This is a genomic window from Dactylosporangium sp. NPDC006015, assembly GCF_040614215.1.
GTDB classification, from domain to species: domain Bacteria; phylum Actinomycetota; class Actinomycetes; order Mycobacteriales; family Micromonosporaceae; genus Dactylosporangium; species Dactylosporangium maewongense.
In genome coordinates this window covers 43,268-61,616 of record NZ_JBEXUD010000041.1, presented here as the reverse complement: position 1 = coordinate 61,616, position 18,349 = coordinate 43,268, and the positions used below count along the sequence as shown (strand labels likewise).

The 18,349-nt window shown below is 73.2% G+C and carries 13 protein-coding genes; 9 read left to right on the top strand and 4 right to left on the bottom strand.

Features of this window, described 5'->3' with window-relative positions:
* Positions 1–81: 81 nt before the first annotated feature.
* From ABZ321_RS44580 to ABZ321_RS44570, 3 genes are all read left to right on the top strand, one after another.
* Positions 82–1,524, top strand: a complete 1,443-nt coding sequence (locus tag ABZ321_RS44580) for a GGDEF domain-containing protein (protein WP_354901970.1) — start codon at positions 82–84, stop codon at positions 1,522–1,524.
* Positions 1,525–1,651: 127 nt separating this feature from the next.
* Entirely contained in the window at positions 1,652–2,095 is a 444-nt protein-coding gene (locus tag ABZ321_RS44575; protein WP_354901968.1) for a hypothetical protein, read from the top strand.
* Between the two features lie 44 nt (positions 2,096–2,139).
* Positions 2,140–2,640 carry a GNAT family N-acetyltransferase gene (locus ABZ321_RS44570; protein ID WP_354902025.1) on the top strand — a complete coding sequence of 167 codons (501 nt, stop codon included), beginning with the start codon at positions 2,140–2,142 and terminating at the stop codon, positions 2,638–2,640.
* Between the two features lie 101 nt (positions 2,641–2,741).
* Here the strand turns inward: ABZ321_RS44570 and ABZ321_RS44565 are convergent, their stop codons facing one another.
* Complete coding sequence (locus tag ABZ321_RS44565; RefSeq protein WP_354901965.1) at positions 2,742–3,728, bottom strand: zinc-dependent alcohol dehydrogenase family protein; 987 nt, start codon at positions 3,726–3,728, stop codon at positions 2,742–2,744.
* Positions 3,729–3,931: 203 nt separating this feature from the next.
* Positions 3,932–4,132: a hypothetical protein gene (locus ABZ321_RS44560; RefSeq protein WP_344506803.1), complete on the bottom strand. Its 201-nt coding sequence runs from the start codon at positions 4,130–4,132 to the stop codon at positions 3,932–3,934.
* 440 nt (positions 4,133–4,572) lie between these two features.
* Between ABZ321_RS44560 and ABZ321_RS44555 the strand changes: the two genes are divergently transcribed.
* The 6 genes from ABZ321_RS44555 to ABZ321_RS44530 all read left to right on the top strand — a co-directional run bounded on the left by ABZ321_RS44555 (position 4,573) and on the right by ABZ321_RS44530 (position 13,538).
* Complete coding sequence (locus ABZ321_RS44555; protein ID WP_354901963.1) at positions 4,573–5,331, top strand: SDR family oxidoreductase; 759 nt, start codon at positions 4,573–4,575, stop codon at positions 5,329–5,331.
* A gap of 23 nt (positions 5,332–5,354) precedes the next feature.
* Positions 5,355–5,744: a MerR family transcriptional regulator gene (locus ABZ321_RS44550; protein ID WP_344506799.1), complete on the top strand. Its 390-nt coding sequence runs from the start codon at positions 5,355–5,357 to the stop codon at positions 5,742–5,744.
* A 426-nt stretch (positions 5,745–6,170) separates the two neighbouring features.
* Positions 6,171–7,175, top strand: a complete 1,005-nt coding sequence (locus ABZ321_RS44545; RefSeq protein WP_354902023.1) for a multicopper oxidase domain-containing protein — start codon at positions 6,171–6,173, stop codon at positions 7,173–7,175.
* A 23-nt stretch (positions 7,176–7,198) separates the two neighbouring features.
* Positions 7,199–11,125 carry a ThuA domain-containing protein gene (locus tag ABZ321_RS44540; RefSeq protein ID WP_354901962.1) on the top strand — a complete coding sequence of 1,309 codons (3,927 nt, stop codon included), beginning with the start codon at positions 7,199–7,201 and terminating at the stop codon, positions 11,123–11,125.
* Positions 11,125–12,564 (top strand): plastocyanin/azurin family copper-binding protein, encoded by a 1,440-nt coding sequence (locus ABZ321_RS44535; RefSeq protein ID WP_354901960.1) that lies wholly within the window; start codon positions 11,125–11,127, stop codon positions 12,562–12,564. The genes ABZ321_RS44540 and ABZ321_RS44535 overlap by 1 nt, the downstream gene beginning before the upstream one ends.
* An 11-nt stretch (positions 12,565–12,575) precedes the next feature.
* Complete coding sequence (locus ABZ321_RS44530) at positions 12,576–13,538, top strand: hypothetical protein (RefSeq protein ID WP_344506791.1); 963 nt, start codon at positions 12,576–12,578, stop codon at positions 13,536–13,538.
* A 42-nt stretch (positions 13,539–13,580) separates the two neighbouring features.
* Here the strand turns inward: ABZ321_RS44530 and ABZ321_RS44525 are convergent, their stop codons facing one another.
* Positions 13,581–14,294, bottom strand: a complete 714-nt coding sequence (locus ABZ321_RS44525; RefSeq protein ID WP_354901958.1) for a hypothetical protein — start codon at positions 14,292–14,294, stop codon at positions 13,581–13,583.
* A complete protein-coding gene (locus ABZ321_RS44520; RefSeq protein WP_354901956.1) occupies positions 14,291–18,274 on the bottom strand; it encodes a CHAT domain-containing protein in 3,984 nt (1,327 codons plus the stop codon). The genes ABZ321_RS44525 and ABZ321_RS44520 overlap by 4 nt, the downstream gene beginning before the upstream one ends.
* Positions 18,275–18,349: the final 75 nt, after the last annotated feature.

Genomic DNA, 18,349 nt, shown 5'->3' with positions numbered 1-18,349 from the left:
CGGTCCCAGATCCGGTGTTCCCGCCCGGTTCGACGAATACCGCCGCCACGGTTGCCGATACGGAGGGCGGAGGTGGCTGGTATGGGCGCGGGCGACGGTGCGGTGATCGGTGTGCTGTCGCCGTTCGTCGGCGGCGCCTACTACGGCACGATCCTCGCCGGGATCAGCGCGGCCGCCGCCGCGGCCGGCAGCCGAACCGTCGCCGTGCAGACCCTCGACTCCGCCGCGGACATCGCCGTCAACGGGGGCACGCCGACGTTCACCGCGCCGGTCGCCTGGGACCACATCGCCGGATTCGTGGTCCTCGCCGACGCCGTCACCGGCGACTACCTCGACCGGCTCCACGCCGCCGGGAAGCCCGTGGTGCTCCTCGGGCACCGCGCCGGCCGACCCGACCTGACCGCCGTCGTCGCCGACAACGGCGCCGGCGTCCGCGACGCCGTCACGCATCTCATCGAGCACGGGCACCGCAGGATCGCGTTCACGGGGTACGTCGCCGCCTCCGACATCGCCGAACGGCACCACGCCTACACCGGGACCCTGCTCGCCCACGGCATCGAGCCCGACCCCGCGCTGTTCCTGCCCGCCACCGACAACCTCGAGAGCGGCGTCGCCGGGGTCGACCCGCGGGCCCTGCGCAACACCGCGACCGCGATCGTGGCGGCCACCGACCGCAACGCGACGGGGCTGCTGACCGCGCTGACCGCCGCCGGGTTCGCCTGCCCCGAGGACCTCGCGATCACCGGCTTCGACGACATCGAGGTCGCCGCGTATCTCAACCCGAGCCTCGCCAGCGTCCGCCAGCCGCTGACCGTGATGGCGGCCCGCGCGGTGGACCTGCTGCTGCGCGCCGTCGCCGGGGCGCCGCTGCCGCCGGGCGCGCAGCGGGTGCCGACCGCGTTCGTGCCCCGCGGGTCCTGCGGCTGCTCCGACTCGGTCCTGCGGCTGCCCCCGCCGGTCGCGGATCCCGGCCCGGCCCGGCTCACCGAGCGCCTCGCCGCGCTGCTGCCGCCGGGTGCCGTACGGACGGGCGAACACCTCACCGTCCTCGCCAAGGCCGTCGACTCGGTCGTCGACCTGGCCGGCGCGGCGGCCGCCGGGCGACCCCCGGACCACGCCGGCGCGACCGCCGCGCTGCTCGCGCTCTACGCCCTGCAGGCCCAGCCGGAAGGCCTGCGGATCGTGGCCCGCGCCGTGCAGGAGTACGTCCAGCAGGTGCCCGCCGCCGGCGACGAGCTGCTCGTCTACGTGGCGGAGCGCATCCGCCGGTCGCTGCGCACCGGGGACAAGGCCGCCCGCTTCGGCGGCGACGAGTTCGTGGTGTTCCTGGCGGAGGCGGAGCGACTGGACAGCATCGCCGACCGCCTCCGGGCGTCGATCGCCGCGCCCTACACGGTCGCCGGCCAGCTCGTGCGGATCGGCGTCAGCATCGGCTGCACCCCGTGCGGCGACCGCGCCACCGCCGACGAGATCCTCTCCGCCGCCGACACCGCCATGTACCAGGCGAAGACCGCCGCCCGCTGAGGACGCTACCCGCCGCCGAAGCCCCGACAGGTACCGTCCTCGTGCACAATGGCGACACCACCAGCAGCGGGCGTCGTTCGAACCAACCCGGGTGGACCGGGCATGTGCGGCCAGCGGAGGCGTCACCGTGCGGGAAGAGCATCCGATCGACAGCCTGGTTGTCGTGGTCGAAGGAGAGGCATCCGATGCGGTCAAGGCCGCGCTGCGTTCGTCGGCGGACGAGCTCGCCGGCCGCCGGTCTTGGCTTCTCGGACCGCCTGAATTCTGCGACGAGCCGGGAGGAGTAGTCGGCGCCCGCATTTCTGGATTGGCGCTGTACGTCCACTCCACCCTGCCGCCGTGGGGCGAGGAACTGGACGGCCAGGTGCGCCGGGCCCACCTGGAAGAAGTGAACGAGGTGATGGGCGAAGTCGGCCGGATCTCGGAGCGGCACGACGTGTCGTTCGATGTCTACTTCGGCCCGGAGCTGGTCGGATCGGTCGAGGACGGTCGTGTGGACGACTCGCTCCTGATCGGACTCGTCGGCGGCTGGGAGGCCGCCATCGACGGATCCGAAGGCCACAGCTCCTGAAAGCCGCGGCTCCATCGACGTCACCGGGGTGATGCGGTCGCCGTCTGGCGGGTGAGCTGGATCGGGCGACCGTCGGCAGGAACGTCGGCGTGCTGACGCTCGTCACCTTCCCCGTCCCGACCGGCCTGCGCGCCAGGATCGAGGACGTCGTCGTCGACGAGTCCGCCCGAGGCCACGGCGCCGGCGCCGCACTCATCCGCGAAGCCCTCCGCCTCGCCGAAACCGAAGGCGCCCGCAGCGTCGACCTGACCATTCGGATGCGCCGCTCAGGGCACGGGCAGAATCGGATCATGTTCCGTTTCGATATCCAGGACTACCGGCCGCGCTGGTACAACGGTCGTGACGGCATCGTCGCGGCGCACGGTGCGCGCCTTGCCGGACTCGAGCTTCTCGAATGGACCGGCGGTGACATGGCCGACGGCAGCATCGCTGTCGGACTCGACTTCGGGCTGGCCTGTTCGGTCATCTTCAACGCGCTCGACGAGAACGGGCTCGAACACCATCCTCCAGGGCCGAGCTACCGGCGCCACCGCCTCGGGCCGTAGCCGGTGGACTCGCGCGCTGCGGGCTGGGACGGCCGTGCAGTAGCAGGGGCGCCACCAACGAGCTGGACAGCTGACCGCGGGCGGTTCACCTCCGAGACACTTCAGGCGAACGTGAACAGGACCTTTCCGCTGCGTCCCGGTGTCATCGCGTGTTCGATCGCCTCGTGGTACTCGTCCAGGCGGTAGGTCGCGTCGACCGGGACGGTCAGGTCGCCGTCGGCGACGAGGTCGTTGAGTGCCCGGTAGGTCTGCTCGATCTCGGTGCGTGGAGCGTGGCGCAGCCAGTTGAGCAGCCAGAACCCGGTGTGCGTCACCTCGTTGAAGATGAGGTCGTGGGCGCGGACGGCTGGGGGCGCGTCGGTCGCGTAGGCGTAGCTGACGATCGTACCGCCGAACCTCAGCGCCGCGGCGAGGTCGGCGACGGTTCGGCCGGCCGTGGCGTCCAGGGCGAGACCGAGCTCCGCGCCGTCCAGTGCGTCCGCGATCTGCGCGGGCAGGTCGTCACCGGCGACGATCACCCGGTCGCCGCCGGCGTCACGCACCGTCTCGGCGGCGGCCTCGCGCCGCACGATGTTGAGCGTCTTGAAGCCCCGCAGCCGGGCGAGGGCGATGACGCACAGCCCGACAGCGGAGTTGGCGGCGTTGAGGCCGACCCAGTCGCCGGGAGCCAGCGTGGCGAACTTGTGCAGCAGCAGGTACGCGGTCGCCGGGTTGATCGGCAGCATGGCGAGTTGCAGCGGGTCGCCGTCCTCCCGGATCGGCACGACGTTGCGGTACCCCGTGGTCACCTGGTCCGCCCAGGTGCCCTGCTCGTAGTTGGGCAGAATGACCACCTTCCGCCCAACCAGGTGCTGGCCCGCGCCCCCGCCGGCGTCGATCACCCGACCCACTCCCTCGCCGCCGAGCGGGCTCGGTAGCGACGGCCGCATCCCGTAGTCACCACGGACGAGCAGCAGGTCGGACGGATTGACCGGTGCGGCCTCCATCTCGACCAGGACGTCGTCGGTCCCCAGCGCCGGGTGGTCCGTGCGCTCCAGCGACACGGACCGGCGCGGATCGCCGTACGACGTGACAAGCAACTGCGACATGAGACCCCCAGGCCAACTGTGCGCTACCTCGACGGCATGCCCCGCCAAGACAACGGCATGCCGCGAAAGCGGGTGATCCACGCCGTCCATGGACGCCGAGGGTGGCAGCCCGGCCGAGCATCCCGTTCTGGGGTTCTCCGTCGAGACCCTTCGGGTGGATGTCATCGATCGGCCGCCGCCATCATGAGCGTGTCGGGGATGCCTCAGGGGTCGGGCGTGGCGATGGTCAGTGCGGCGACGGCGCGGGTGCGTTCGTCGGGTGGTAGGTGCCATGCGAGGCCCGCGATGGCGTGTGCCTGCCAGTAGGCGTCCTGGATCGCGTCGGCCGCGGCGACCGCCTGCCATCCGCCCGCTGCCGCGTCGCAGCACGTCCATGACGACGTCCTGCACCGCGATGTCGCCACCCGCGGTGGGCAACCGTGCGGCGGCCATGAGCCGCCCGACGGGAGTCGACGGCTGCCGCTTGAAGAACTTCACGATGCACCACCTCCGCCAACCGCACCGCTCAGCCGTCGCCGTCCAGGCCGCATGATCATGCCAGTCCTGTCCGTCCGTGCCAACCAGGTCATCCGGGTTCGGCGAGGACGGCGAGCATCCTCCGCATCGCCGGTCAGCGGACGTCGACGGGTTGCAGGCCGATCCTGACCAGGGTCGCGAACCTGCCGTTCAGGTAGGTGCGCCCGTCGATCACCTCGACGGCGACGTGCGCTGCGTCGGTCTGCTCCACGAGCGGCAGTATCGCACTCGTCTGGTGCCCGCGGAGTCCGCACGAGCGGGCACCGGGCGCCGCTCGCCGCAGCGGCGTTGACCTTGCCGTAGGCGGCAGGGTTGCACGATGACCGCCATGGACACCACCGCATCGCAGAGCGCCAGGGTCGTCGCCGTCACCGGGGCCGGCACCGGCATCGGGCGGGCCGCCGCCCGCGCCTTCGCCGTCGAGGGCGCCCACGTGGTGGCGATCGGCCGGCGAGGCGAACCGCTCAGGCAGACCGCCGCCGGGCACGGCCGGATCACACCGCTGCCCGCCGACATCACCGCCGAGGACGGGCCCGAGCGGATCGCCCGGTCGGTGACGGAGCTGTTCGGCCGGCTCGACGTGCTGGTCAACAACGCCGGCATCGTCCACGGCGGCGTCCTCGGCAGGTTGACCCCGCAGCAGATCGCGGCGCAGGTCGCCACCAACCTCGTCGCGCCGATCCTGGTGACCCAGGCCGCACTGCCGCTGCTGGAGGCCTCCGGCGGGGTGGTGGTCAACGTCAGCACGTCGGTGGGGCAGCGGGCCTGGCCCGGCAACTCGGTGTACGCCGCGACCAAGGCCGCCCTGGAGCTCCTGACCCGCAGCTGGGCGGTCGAGCTGGCACCCCGCGGGGTCCGGGTGGTGGCGGTCGCCCCCGGCGCGATCGACACCCCCATCGGCGAGCACCAGGGCCTGACGCCCCAGCGGATGGCCGCAGTCCGGGAATGGCAACTGGCACACACCCCGCTGGGCCGGATCGGCCGCCCGGAGGAGGTGGCCTGGGCGATCACCCAACTGGCCGCACCGGCCGCCTCGTTCGTCACCGGCGTGGTGCTCCCGGTCGACGGCGGAGCGGTCGTGGCGTGATAAGAGTGGCCACGGAGGTGGGGATGGTGCGGATCGGTGAGCTGGCCGAAGCGACCGGGACGACCGCTCGTGCGCTGCGGCACTACGAGCAGGCCGGACTGATCTCCTCCGAGCGCGCCTCCAACGGTTACCGCGTGTACGACGAACGGGCCGCGGTGCGGGTCCGCAACATCCGCTATCTGCTGGCCGCCGGGCTCACCCTGGACGACGTGCGCGTGTTCCTGCCATGCCTGGACGGCGATGTCGCCGCCGCGCCGCCCTCGCCCACGGGCCTGCGCGTCGCGCACGACCGGTTGGCGGTCCTCAACGAGCGGATCGCCGCCCAGACCGACGCCCGCGACCGGCTGGCGGCCGCACTCCGGAGCGTGGCTGTCGCCGGCTGCCTGAAGTGGCCGATCGGCGGCCAGCAGTAAGGTTGGCGAGCGCGCCGGGCAAAGGCGGATGGGAAAGTCCGTTACCAGCACCTGCTGCTGACTACCGCAAGGTATGAGCCGGTTCGAGTCCGGTAGCCCGGCGCGCCCGACCTGCCGCCCGGATTCCGCGCAGGTGTCGACCGGGTTGCCGGGGTCCGCCGGCTGCTGGCTAGGACAAGATTTTACATATCCAGGTGTCCGGTTCGTGCACTACAGTGACTTCTGTTCATAGAGTGCCTTCTTTATAGATACAAGTCTTTACTTTTGCTCGCCCCGTACATAAGTTGGCAGCGAATCGACAGAAGTCGATTGGTGGCTCGTGACGGGGATGCCGGGGTGGTGGTTGACCGTGCCCGGTGTGCGCACACCCCCTCGCGAGAGAGCGGAGGGGGATGGATGTTCCGTCGACGTACGTCGCGCAGATCGATGCTGGTGGGAGGTGCTCTGGCGGCGTCGGCGGCCGGGCTCGGCACCGCGCTGACGCCCGCGCTCGCCCGTTCCCCGCAGCAGGGCTTACCCGCGCTGGCCGTGGGGGCGACCCGCAAGGTGACGATCTACGCCGAGGCGCTGCCGGGCAACCTGTACGGCTACGGGCTCGCCCCCGGACAGGCCACCGTCCCGGGGCCGACGCTGGAGATGTACGAGGGCGACACGCTCGAGGTCACCCTGGTCAACACGACGAACCAGCGGCTGTCGATCCACCCGCACGGCGTCGACTACAGCACCGAGTCCGACGGCAGCCCGCTGCACGCCTCGTTCAACAACCCCGGCGAGACCAGGACCTACACCTGGCGCTCGCACGAGATGACGGCCGCGGCGGGGCGGCGGTTCATGCCCGGCAGCGCCGGCTACTGGCACTACCACGACCACGCGATGGGCACCGACCACGGCACCGGCGGCGTGGCGCGAGGGCTGTACGGCGCGCTGACCGTCCGCCGCCGCGGCGACATCCTGCCCGACAAGCAGTTCACCGTCGTGTTCAACGACATGCAGATCAACAACAAGGTGGCGCCGGACACGCCGATGTTCGAGGCGAACCTCGGGCAGCGGGTCGAGTGGACCGCCATCGGCCACGGCAGCCTCTTCCACACGTTCCACCTGCACGCCCACCGGTGGGCGGACAACCGGACCGGGATGCTCGAGGGACCCGCCGACCCGAGCCTCGTCATCGACAACAAGGACCTCAACCCGGGCAGCTCGTTCGGGTTCCAGGTGCTCGCCGGGGAGGGCGTCGGGCCGGGCGCGTGGATGTACCACTGCCACGTCCAGGCCCACTCCGACACCGGCATGGCCGGCCTGTTCCTGGTGCGCAACGCCGACGGCAGCATGCCGCCCGGCGCCCAGGAGGCCATCGACCGTTTCCACGGCCACGCGCACGACCCCGCCGCCGCAGCGGCAGCCCAGCCGCACGGCCACGTGCACGGCGGCTGACGACCCACCGACGAAGGAGCCTGATGAGGTTCACCCAATGGCGGCGCACGGTCGCCGCCACCGTCGCGCTGACCCTCCTGAACACCGCCCAACCGACCTTCAACGCCCAAGCAGAAGCCGCGCCGCTCGCCGAACAGCCGAAGGTCCTGCTGTTCCACGGCCCCGCCACCGAGCAGCTGGACCCGGTCGCCCGCGCCGCCGAAGAGATCACCGAGGTAGGAGCCGACAGCGGCATCGAGGTGACCGAGTCGGAGAACCCGGCCGTCTTCACCGCGGACAACCTCGCCAAGTACCGCGGCGTCGTCTTCCTCTCCGCCGCCGGCGCGGTGCTCAGCCGCGACCAGGAGACCGCCCTGCAGGCCTACGTCAAGGCCGGCAACGGATTCCTCGGCATCGGCGACGCCGCCAAGGCCCAGCCGGACTCGACCTGGTTCACGGGGCTCATCGGCACCCGCCCGGTCGGGGCGATCCCCAACGCGCTGCCCGTCAGCGCCGTGACCGCCAGCGCCGAGAACCCGCCGAACGAGACGAAGGAGAAGCTCACCGACGGCAACTCCGGCACCAAGTGGCTGACGTTCGCCACGACCGGCTGGGTGGCGTACCAGCTGAGCACCCCGACGGCCGTGAACGGCTACGCGCTCACGTCGGCCAACGACTTCCCCGGCCGTGACCCGAAGGACTGGACCCTGCAGGGCTCCACCGACGGGCAGACCTGGGTCGACCTGGACCGGCGGACCGGGCAGACGTTCGCCGAGCGGTTCCAGACCCGCCGGTTCGACATCACCAACACCACGGTGTACCCGCGGTACCGGCTGAACATCACCGCCAACAGCGGCGAGCCGAGCATCCAGCTCGCCGACCTGCGCCTCTTCGCCGGTGCCGCCGAGCCGCCCGCGCCGCCGGTCGTGCAGGCCGGCGTGGTGGACGTCCTGGACCGGCAGCACCCGGCGACCGCGTCGCTGCCGCTGAAGCTGACCCGTTCCGACCGCTGGTACAACTGGGAACCGAACCCGGTCGGCACCGTGCACACCGTCGCGCAGGTCGAGGAGTGGAAGCACGTCGCCGGTGCCGGCGCCAACGGCCCATTCCACCCGGTGTCGTGGTGCCGCGACTACGACGGCGGCCGGTCCTTCTACACGGGCATGGGCCACACCGAGGGCAGCTACGCCGAGCGGGACTTCCGCGCCCACCTCGGCGGCGCGCTGCGCTGGACCACCGGCGTCGAGCGCGGCGACTGCCAGGCGACGATCGCCGCCAACTACCGCGTCGAGCGGCTCACCGCTGCGAACCAGACCGGGCAGCTGGACCAGATCGGCGAGGCGCACGGCCTGACCGTCGCCCCGGACGGGTCGATCTTCTACGTCGGCAAGGCGGCCTGCCCGAGCGGGCCGGTCGTCGACTGGGCCAACCCCAATGTCGGTCTCGGCTGCGGCACCATCCACCGGTACGACCCGGCGGCGAAGACCGTGAAGCTGCTGACCACCCTGCCGGTCATGGGCAACCGCGGCAGCGGCTCGGAGCTGGTGAAGAACGAGGAGGGGCTGCTCGGCGTCGTCGCCGACCCCGGCTTCGCGCAGAACGGCTGGCTGTACGTGTACTGGATGCCGCACGCCTCCATCAACCGGGAGACCAGGATCGGGCAGCGGACGATCTCGCGGTTCACCTTCGACAAGGCGGCGCAGAGCATCGACCAGGCCACCCGCAAGGACCTCATCCAGTGGCCGGTGCAGATCCACAGCTGCTGCCACGCCGGCGGCGGGATGGCGTTCGACGAGGCCGGCAACCTGTACGTCGGCTCCGGCGACAGCAACTCCTCCGAGGGCTCCAGCGGCTACTCCGGCAACAACTGGACCGCCGAGTTCGCGGGCACGTCGTTCCAGGACGCGCGGCGCACCGCCGGCAACACCAACGACCTCAACGGCAAGATCCTGCGCATCCACCCGGAGCCCGGCGGCACGTACACGATCCCGGGCGGGAACCTGTTCCCGCCCGGCACCGACAAGACCCGTCCCGAGATCTACGTGATGGGCGTGCGCAACATCGCCCGGCTGCAGTGGGACCCGGTCCGGAACTGGCTCACCGCCGCGTGGGTCGGCCCGGACGCGGCGGCGCCGAGCCCGACGCTCGGCCCGGCCAAGTACGAGACGGCGACCATCATCACCGAGGCGGGCAACCACGGCTGGCCGTACTGCATGGGCAACGGGCAGCCGTACCGCGACCGCAGCGACACCGACGCGACCGTCCTCACCGGCTGGTACGACTGCGCCCACCCGCGCAACACCTCGCCCCGCAACACGGGCCTGGTCGACCTGCCGCCGGTGAAGAACAACATGATCTGGTACTCGCCGGACGGCGGCGGCCCGGTCTTCCCCCTGCGCGCCGACGGCAGCGGCGTCCCGACGTACGTGGCGGCCGACGCCACCTACACGCAGCCCTACCTGCGCGGCGGCGGGCAGGCGGTCATGTCCGGCCCCAGCTACCACCGTGAACTGGTGAACCAGAGCAGCGGCGTCGCGTGGCCGGCGTACTGGGACGGCAAGTGGTTCATCGGCGACGAGTCCAACGCCAGCAACCGGATCGCGGTCACCGTCGACCCGGCCGGGGTGGCCGCGGCGGCGCCGCCGGTCTTCGCCGAGTCGCTGCGCGCCATCATCCCGTCCGGCAGTGGCGACAACCGGCTGCAGAGCTGGATGGACGCGAAGTTCGGCGCGGACGGCGCCCTGTACATGCTCGACTACGGCGGCGGCTTCTTCAGCCTGCACCCCAACCAGAAGCTGATCCGGGTGGCGTACCAGGGCGGCCCGGCGACCCCGGTGCCGGCGGCGAGCGCGGTGGCGGTGCACAACAAGCCGCTCACCTACGCGTTCAACGGCCTGCGCTCCGGCGGCGTCTCGTGGCGCTGGGACTTCGGCGACGGCGGCACGTCCACCGAGGCGAACCCGCGGCACACGTTTGCGAAGGTCGGCTCGTACACCGCGAAACTCACCGTCACGTACGCCGGCGGGGCGACGGTCGAGGTGCGCACCACCGTCGACGTCGACTGCGCCGTGCCGGACAGCGGCGCCACGGTCCGCCTCGGCGACACCGACACCGGCGTCGCCAACCGCGCTGCCGGCGGGCACTGCACCGTCGACGACCTCATCGACGACGAGAGCACCTGGGCCGACCACGACGGCTTCGTGCGGCACGTCTCCGCGGTCGCCGACCGCCTGGTGGCCGCCGGGGTGCTCAACGGGCGGGAGGCGGGGACGCTCACCCGTACCGCGGCCGCCGGACCGATCGGACGGACCGGCAACACCGGCTATGACGCGATCTTCGACGGCACCCCCGAGTCGCTGCGCGGATGGGTGCAGGCGCCGTCGGGGCAGTTCGTGCTCCAGGCCGACGGGACGCTGCGCACCGACGGCGGGCTCGGGATGCTCTGGTACGGCGCCCGCGAATTCGGGGACTTCTCGTTCAAGCTCCAGTTCCGGGACATGGCCCCGGGGACGGCCCGCGCCAACAGCGGCGTCTTCGCCCGGTTCCCCGACCCGCGGACACCCCTGGAGCAGCGGCCGGCGGGCAGCTGCGGGACCGTCGGCTCGGCCCGCACGTCCCAGGCCTGGGTCGCCATCTACTGCGGGCACGAGATCCAGCTGTACGACGGCGACACCGGCGAACCGCAGAAGACCGGCTCCATCTACAACTTCGACCCGGTGCCGACGACCGGGGGCGCGACCGCGAAAGGTGTGTGGAACGAATATGAGGTCCGCGTCGTCGGGCAGCACTACACGATCGCGCGCAACGGCGTGGTGATCAACGAGTTCGACAACACGCCCGGCAAACAGTCCTCCCGCGCCGGCGACCCGTCCACGGATCTGCGGCAGTTCACCAGCGGCTTCCTCGGCCTGCAGAACCACGGCACGACCGACGTCATGGAGTTCCGCAACCTGCGGGTGAGGTCGCTGTGATGGCGCGTCGGGTGTTTCTGAGCGTGCTTCTGGCGCTGTTGCCGATGCTCGTGGTCGGACCTTCGCCCGCGCGTGCCGCCGACCAGGTCCTCACCTGGACGACCGACGGGGAGATCACGCGGTACAAGACGGCGCCCACCGAGGCGGTGGCCGGGCCGGCGACGATCGTGTTCGAGAACAGCGCGGCGACCGGCAACACCACCGGGATGCCGCACACGCTCACCTTCGACACCTCGACGGAGGGGTACAACCACGACGTCAGCGTCAACATCCTCGCCAACCCGTTCGACGCCAGCAACGGCCGGCACGAGGTCGCCGTCACGCTGACGCCCGGCCGGTACCGCTACTTCTGCTCCATCCCCGGGCACAGCCTGATGGTCGGCGAGCTCGTGGTCACCGGCGGCGGCGGGGACACCACCCCACCGACGGTCACCGCGACCGTCACCGGCACCTTCGCCAAGACCGTCACGGTCACCGCGACCGACAGCGGGTCAGGGGTGGCGTCGGTGGAGTACCAGCTCGACGACACGAGCTTCCAGCCGTACACCGCGCCGGTGGTGGTGACCGCGGTCGGCGACCACTCGGTGCAATACCGCGCCACGGACGTCGCCGGCAACACGTCGGCGACCGGGTCGGTGTCGTTCAGCGTCACCGAACCCGGGCCGGTGGACACCACGCCGCCGACCGTGACCGCCGTGGTCGCCGGCGACGGCACCAGGTCCGCGACGGTGACGGTCACCGCCACCGACAGCGGATCCGGGGTCGCCACCGTGGAGACGCAGCTGGACGGCGGTGCCTGGGTGCCGTACACGGCGCCGGTCACCGTCACCGCCCCGGGCGCGCACATGCTGCACCACCGCGCCACGGACGTGGCCGGGAACCGCTCGCCGGAGGGGATGGTGATGTTCACCGTCACCGAGCCGCCGGTGGAGGACACCACGCCGCCGACCGCGACCGCGACGGTGACCGGGACCAGCCCGGCGACCGTCACGATCACCGCGACCGACAGCCAGTCGGGGGTCCGCTCGATCGAGTACGCCCTCGACGGCGGGGCCTGGACGGCGTACAGCGCTCCGGTCGTCGTCAGCGCCGCCGGCACGCACAGCGTCGCCTACCGGGCCACCGACCAGGCGTCGAACGTCTCGGCCCCGCAGACCGTGACGTTCACCGTCGTGCCGCCCGGCACCGACGCCTGCCCCAACTCCGACGACCGGCCGACGGTCGTCATCGGCGGGGTCGACTCCGGGGTCGCCAACGTCGACACCGGCGACGGCTGCACCGTCAACGACCTGATCGCCGAGCACGCGGGCTACCCGTCCCACGCCGCCTTCGTCCGGCACGTCGACGCCGTCACCGCGCCCCTGGTGACCAGCGGCGTGCTCACCCGCCGGGACCAGGGCGCGATCGTGCGCGCCGCCTCCCGTTCTTCCGTCTCATGAGGAGCCGTTCCATGCGTCGTTCTGTCATCACGGTCGCCGCCTTGTCGCTCGTCGCGGTGTTCGCCACCCCCGCGGCGCAGGCGAACGCGGGCCTGATCACGTACTGCGTCGGCACCGGCGGCGCCGTGACCGTGCCCAACGACCTCTACGTGCCGGCGGGGGAGTCCTGCTCCCTGGAGGGCACGACGATCACCGGCAACGTCCAGGTGGCGGCCGGCGCCAACCTGGTCGTCTCCGGCGGCACGATCAGCGGCGAGGTCCGGATCGCCGCCGACGGCTACCTCGACGCCACCGGCACCAGCATCGGCGGCCAGGTCGTGCTCGCCGCCGGCGGGTTCGGCGTGTACCTGCGCCAGGGCAGCAGCGGCACGGTGACGGTGCGCCCGAAGGGCACCGCCACCGTCGAGGGCTTCCTGTTCGTGGAGGGCACGAAGGTCAACGGCAGCGTCAGCGTCAACGTCGGCGAGGCCCGCCTCGACCAGCTGACCGAGGTCACCGGCAACGTCAGCAGCAGCGGCGCGTACTACACCGACGTGCACGACTCGTTCGTCGACGGCACCCTGTCGGTGCTGAACAACTCCACCGGCAGCGTCGTCTGCGGCAGCGCCGTGAAGGGCAAGGCGACGTTCGCCGGCAACCTCGGCGGCGTCCAGCTCGGCCCGAACGGCACCCTCGACGGCTGCGCGTCCGGCGGGTACTGGGGCCGCGACGTCAGCATCACCAACACGACCGGCGGGGTGTCGCTCGAGGACAACATCATCAGCGGCCAGCTCCAGCTCGGCGGCAACACCCCGGCGGCGCGGGTCGGCGCCGACAACCGCATCCGCGGCGGCGTGACCGGCGAGCAGTCCCAGGCCGCGGCCCGCGCCTCGCTCGTCGCCGCCGACCGCGTGTCAGTGGGTGAGACCCACGCGACGACCCGCCGCACCGGCGCCGTCGACGAGGCGGTCGCATCGGGCCCCGCCGACCTCTGACGCACCATCGGGAAGGGCCGCGGGCATCGCGCCCGCGGCCCTTCAGCCGAAGGCGACGCTCGCCGCCGCCGGCACGTCGGTGACGGCGGCGGTGTAGCGGAACACCTTCAGGCGGCGGCTGCGGATCGTCGCGCCGATCTGGATCGAGGCGGTGCCGCGGGCGCCGGCGGCGATGTCGGCGACCAGGCAGAGGGTGTGCACGCCGCGGATCTGCAGGGCGTCGGTGCGGTAGAACACCCAGCGCGGGTCGCTGGTGCCCTCGTTGAGCGCCTCCAGGGTGACGTCCTGGCGGGTGTAGGTGACCTGACGCTCGGTGCCGCCGCCCGCGCCCGCCTCGAGGTTGGCGCCGGGGACGCCGAGCTTCAGGGTCGGGCTCAGCGTCACCTTCCGGCTGACCGGGACCGGCTCCGCGGCCGTGCGCGGCCGCATCGACCAGGCGACCGGCGGCTCGCCCGCGGCGCCACCGTCGCGGCGGAGGCTGATATCCACCCAGGCCGACTCGAAGGGCTCGCCGTCGTCGTGGGTGAAGCTGGTCGTGATGGTGAGCAGATGGAAGGTGGACCCGGTGCGGGCCCGCAGGAACGGCCGGGTCTGCTCGTCGACGGTGTCGACGGTGAGCGGCAGGACGACGGGCAGGCCGACGGCGAGGCGGCCGGTCCGCGGTGCGGGCGGGTCGCCGGGGCCGAGGACGGGTCGCTCGTGCGGGTCCAGGCGGACGGCGTGCAGCGGCGCCTCGGGTAGTTCCACGATGGTCATTCGTCGTCCTCACGCCCGGTCATCGGGTGATGTCCTCCGGTCAGGTAGAAGGCGCCCCAGTCCCGGTACTCCGGGTGGTGCCGCCGCGTCGCCAGCTGGGCGGTGCGGAACGCGTCCGCGACGGTGGCGCCGCCGTGCAGCGCGCCGTAGAGCGCGGTGAAGAACGTCGTGCTCGCGTCCGCCGCGACCACCCACAGCGTGCCGATGACCGCGTGCGCGCCGGCCGTCAGCAGCGCCGCCGACAGTCCCCGCAGGTTGTCGCCGGGGTCGATGCGCCCGAGCGACGTCTCGCAGGCGCCGAGCGTGACCAGCTCCAGCCCGCGCAGGTCGAGGGGCACGATCTGGTGGGCGAGCAGCCGCCCGTCACCGCCGTCCGCGGTCGACAGGAACACGGTCTGGAACATGGGCGCGTCGGCGTCGTGCCGGCCGTGCGCCCGCAGGTGCACCCAGCGGCGCTCCCGCAGCGCGGCGAGCACCGCCGCCGGGGTCGCGGCGGCGTCGAGGACGGGGTCGACGCCGAGGATGGCCCCGATCGCGTACCCTTCGGCCGCCGACGAGGCCAGGGTCGGCAACGCCGGCTGGTCCTCGTAGCCGAGGGCGAACACGGCCGCCCCGTCGCGGCGAGGCCCGGTGCCCGCGACGTGGAACAGCTGGGCGAGGTTGGCCAGGTAGCTCACGGCGAACCGGTCGGCCAGCGGCTCCCCGTCGGCGCCGGCCAGGTGCAGCGGCGCGAAGTGCAGCGCGCCGTGCGGGTTGACGAGCAGCCGGGCGATCCCCGCGTCGCGCAGCTCGCCGGCGGCGTCGTGCACGGCGCGCAGCGCCCAGGCGTCGAGCCGAGCGAGCTGCTCGGCACCGTCGCGGCTGACCGGGCGCGGGGCGGGCTCCTCCTGCACGGCACGGCGGACGGCGTCGACCTGAAACCCGAGGTGCGGCACGTGGACGCGTTGCCGGCCGTCGTGGCCGAGGGCGATGACCGGCTCGGCGAGGTGCGGCGCGTCGCCGACGGTGATGCTCAGGTGGCACCGGTCGCGGGTGAGCAGCAGCCCGTACATGGCGGATCGCCCGTCGTGGGCGCCGTCGTAGAGCACCAGCAGCGCCGTCCGCGCGTCAAGGGCTGCGGCGACGTCGCCCAGCGCCGGGGCCGCGCCGGAGGAGCCGTGCGGGGTGACCGCGGCGAGGATCTGCCGCTCGGCCGCCCGCCGCAGGTTGGCCAGCGCGCCTGCGGGGTTGTCCGTCGCCGAGGTCTCGTAGTCGCTCGTGTACGCCGTCAGCGTCAGCCCGGCGTCGATGTGCTGCTCCGGCGCGGTGGCGGGCAGCAGCGCGGCCCGGGAGACCTCCTCGGCGAGCATGGCCCGCAGCGGCGGGTCGGGCGTCCAGCCGGTCGTGCCGCCGGTCAGCTGCGCGGCCGTCCGTCGCCCCTTGGCCGCCAGCAACAGCTGCAGCACCACCTCGACGTCGAACTCGTCGCGCGTCGCGGCCGGCAGCAGGAGCCCGATGAGGCTCTGGATCGCGGCCGGTCCGGCCTTGGGCGCCGCCAGCTCCACGCGCAGCGCTCCCGCCGCGCACCACCTCGCGACGGCGGGCAGGTCCACCGGGTGGCCGTCGCGCACCAGGTCGGTGGCGCAGGTGACGGCCCGCAGGACCTCGCCGGCCACGGGCACGGCGGCCGCGGCGTCGGCGGCGGCCAGGAACCACATGACGGCCGCCGGGTGGTCGCCGTCGCGCTCGTGGGCGAGCCCCTGACCGAGCAGCAGCTGTCCCTCGACGAAGCCGTACGCCTCCGCGCGGGCGACCGTCGCCGATGGGGCCGCCGCCCGCAGCGCGGCCAGGGCGCGCAGCCCCGTGGCGTCCTCGTCGTGCCGCACCGCGGCGACGGCCAGCAGCGTCAGCGCGGCGGGCGACCGGTCCGCCAGCACCTGTTCCCGCGCTTCCCGCAGCCGCTCCGGCGAGTCGAGCACCGTCCACAGCGCCGGTGGCGTGCCGGCCCGTGCCAGCAGGGCGAGGGACCTGATGTAGTGGGCGGTCCGGCGGCCCTCGTCCTCCCAGACGACGGCCAGGTCCCGCTGCCGGTCGAGCAGCCGCAGCGCGCGGGCCGGGTCGGTCCGCTCCAGCACGGCAGAGGCCGCGGTGGCGGCGTCCCACGCGTGGACGGGCCGGACCGTGTACGCGTCCCAGCCGGTCTCGAGCCGGTCGACCAGGTCCGCGACCGCCGGGTCCACCGCACCGGTGGCGCGGGTGAGCGTGGCGGCGACCGCGAGGCGCAGCGGGACGTCGTCGGCGGGCAGCGCCGCGAGCGCCCGCCGGCAGACGTCGGCCACCTCCGGTCCGGCGGCCGGGCCGCCCAGCCGCTCCCGCCAGTCGAGGGCCTCGCCGAGCGCCTTCAGCACCGGCCCGCGCCGCTGCGGCGTGACCAGGAGCAAGGCGGCGCGCAGGTCGTCCGCGGCGGCCGTCAGCGCCTCGACCGGGTCGGGCCAGCGCAGCGGCGGCGGCTGCCGCTCCGGCCCGGGGCCGAGCGTCTCGGCGACCGCCAGCTTGAGCCCGGGATCGGGGTCGGCGGTGTACGCGCCGGCCACCCAGTCCTGAAACGCCTGGGCGTGCAGGCCGTCCGGGCCGCGCCCGTAGCAGTCGAGGACGAGGGCGCCCCGTCGCTGCAGCACAACGCCGCGGGCCTGCGGCAGGCCGAGCTCGTCGGCGAGGTCGAGTGCCTCCCGTGCGGCGTCGCCGGCCGCCGCGTAGAGCCGGATGTCGCCGCCGCGCTGGAGCAGGGCGTGCGCCTCGACGATCAGGTTGGCGTCGGCCTGCAGCAGCACGAACCCTGACTCGCGCCGGTCCGCCACGCCGGACCGGTGGGCGCCGCGGACGGCGGCCGCGGCGACCCGCCCGAGCCGCCAGGCCGCCACCGGATCGGCGCCGACGAGCTGGAAGGCGGCGTCGGCCTCCGACGACAGCAGCTCGATCGAGTACGCGCCGGCCTCGCCGCGCTGCCGGGCGATGTCGCACGCCTCGTCCAGCGGCACCTCGCCGCTCGCCACCGCCGCGACGATCGCGTCGAGGCCTGCGGCCGGCCGCACCGAGCGCAGGAACTCCAGGGCGGCGAGCCGCTCCGGCAGGTCCGGGTCGTCCGAGGGGGTCGCCTCGATCGAGCGCCGGGCCGCGTCGATCGCGTCGTCCAGGTCGGCCGGGTCGTCGCAGTGGTCCGCCCGCGTCCCGAGCGCCAGGGCCAGGTTGAAGAGCCTGCCCGCGTACACCGGACCGGACGGCTCGGTGCCGTCGACCGCGGACCGGGCGGCCCGCACCGCGCCGTCGATGTCGGCCCGGTCGCCGGCCCGGTCGCCGGCCCGGTCGCCGGCCCGGTCGCCGGCCCGGTCGCCGGCCTGGACGAACCGCGTCCGCAGCACGTTGGACAGCAGCGACAACAGCCGGAGCCGGCCCGGACCGTCCGCGTCGCTCGCCGCAGCGGCGGACCGGAAGGCGTCGGCGGCGGCGTCGAGGTCGTCGCGGGCGAGGTCGCGCCCATACCGGCGCCAGAGCGCCTCGCCGAGCTCGCCGAGGTACTGCCACCGGTAGCGGTGGCCGGGCGGCGTGGCCGCCACCGCCTGCCGCGCGGCGGTCACCGCGCCGTCGACGTCGCCGCCGGTGAGCGAGGCCCTGCTCAACGCCGCCAGCATGCGCGGCAGCTCGGGGTCCGCCGGGTCCGCGGCGGCGACGGCCCGCGCGGCGGTGTCGACCATGGCGGCCAGGTCGGCGGGGTCGCCGTGCTCCTGAAACCGGGCCTGCAGGCAGAGCCGCAGCAGGGTCAGCCGGGCGGCGAGCTCGGGGTGACCGTCCACAGTGACCGCGACCGCCCGCCGGAGCGCGTCGGTGGCGGCGTCGAGGGCCTCCGGCCGGTCCGTCCGCCAGTACTCCGCGAACGCCGCCGTGCCCTCGGCCATGAGCGTCTCCGCCGGGTCCCCGACGTCGGAACGTGTCCGCTCAGTCACGATCACATTCTCGGCGGTGCATCGACGTTCGGGCAATGCACCGGAGCGACTTCCATTGGATACGCTGTTTCCCTT

Bases quoted from the DNA above. Each gene is read 5' to 3' on its own strand.
- ABZ321_RS44580 (WP_354901970.1), top strand. From the start codon at position 82: ATGGGCGCGGGCGACGGTGCGGTGATCGGTGTGCTGTCGCCGTTCGTC.
- ABZ321_RS44565 (WP_354901965.1), bottom strand. From the start codon at position 3,728: ATGTCGCAGTTGCTTGTCACGTCGTACGGCGATCCGCGCCGGTCCGTG.
- ABZ321_RS44555 (WP_354901963.1), top strand. From the start codon at position 4,573: ATGGACACCACCGCATCGCAGAGCGCCAGGGTCGTCGCCGTCACCGGG.
- ABZ321_RS44550 (WP_344506799.1), top strand. From the start codon at position 5,355: ATGGTGCGGATCGGTGAGCTGGCCGAAGCGACCGGGACGACCGCTCGT.
- ABZ321_RS44545 (WP_354902023.1), top strand. From the start codon at position 6,171: ATGCTGGTGGGAGGTGCTCTGGCGGCGTCGGCGGCCGGGCTCGGCACC.
- ABZ321_RS44540 (WP_354901962.1), top strand. From the start codon at position 7,199: ATGAGGTTCACCCAATGGCGGCGCACGGTCGCCGCCACCGTCGCGCTG.
- ABZ321_RS44535 (WP_354901960.1), top strand. From the start codon at position 11,125: ATGGCGCGTCGGGTGTTTCTGAGCGTGCTTCTGGCGCTGTTGCCGATG.
- ABZ321_RS44530 (WP_344506791.1), top strand. From the start codon at position 12,576: ATGCGTCGTTCTGTCATCACGGTCGCCGCCTTGTCGCTCGTCGCGGTG.
- ABZ321_RS44525 (WP_354901958.1), bottom strand. From the start codon at position 14,294: ATGACCATCGTGGAACTACCCGAGGCGCCGCTGCACGCCGTCCGCCTG.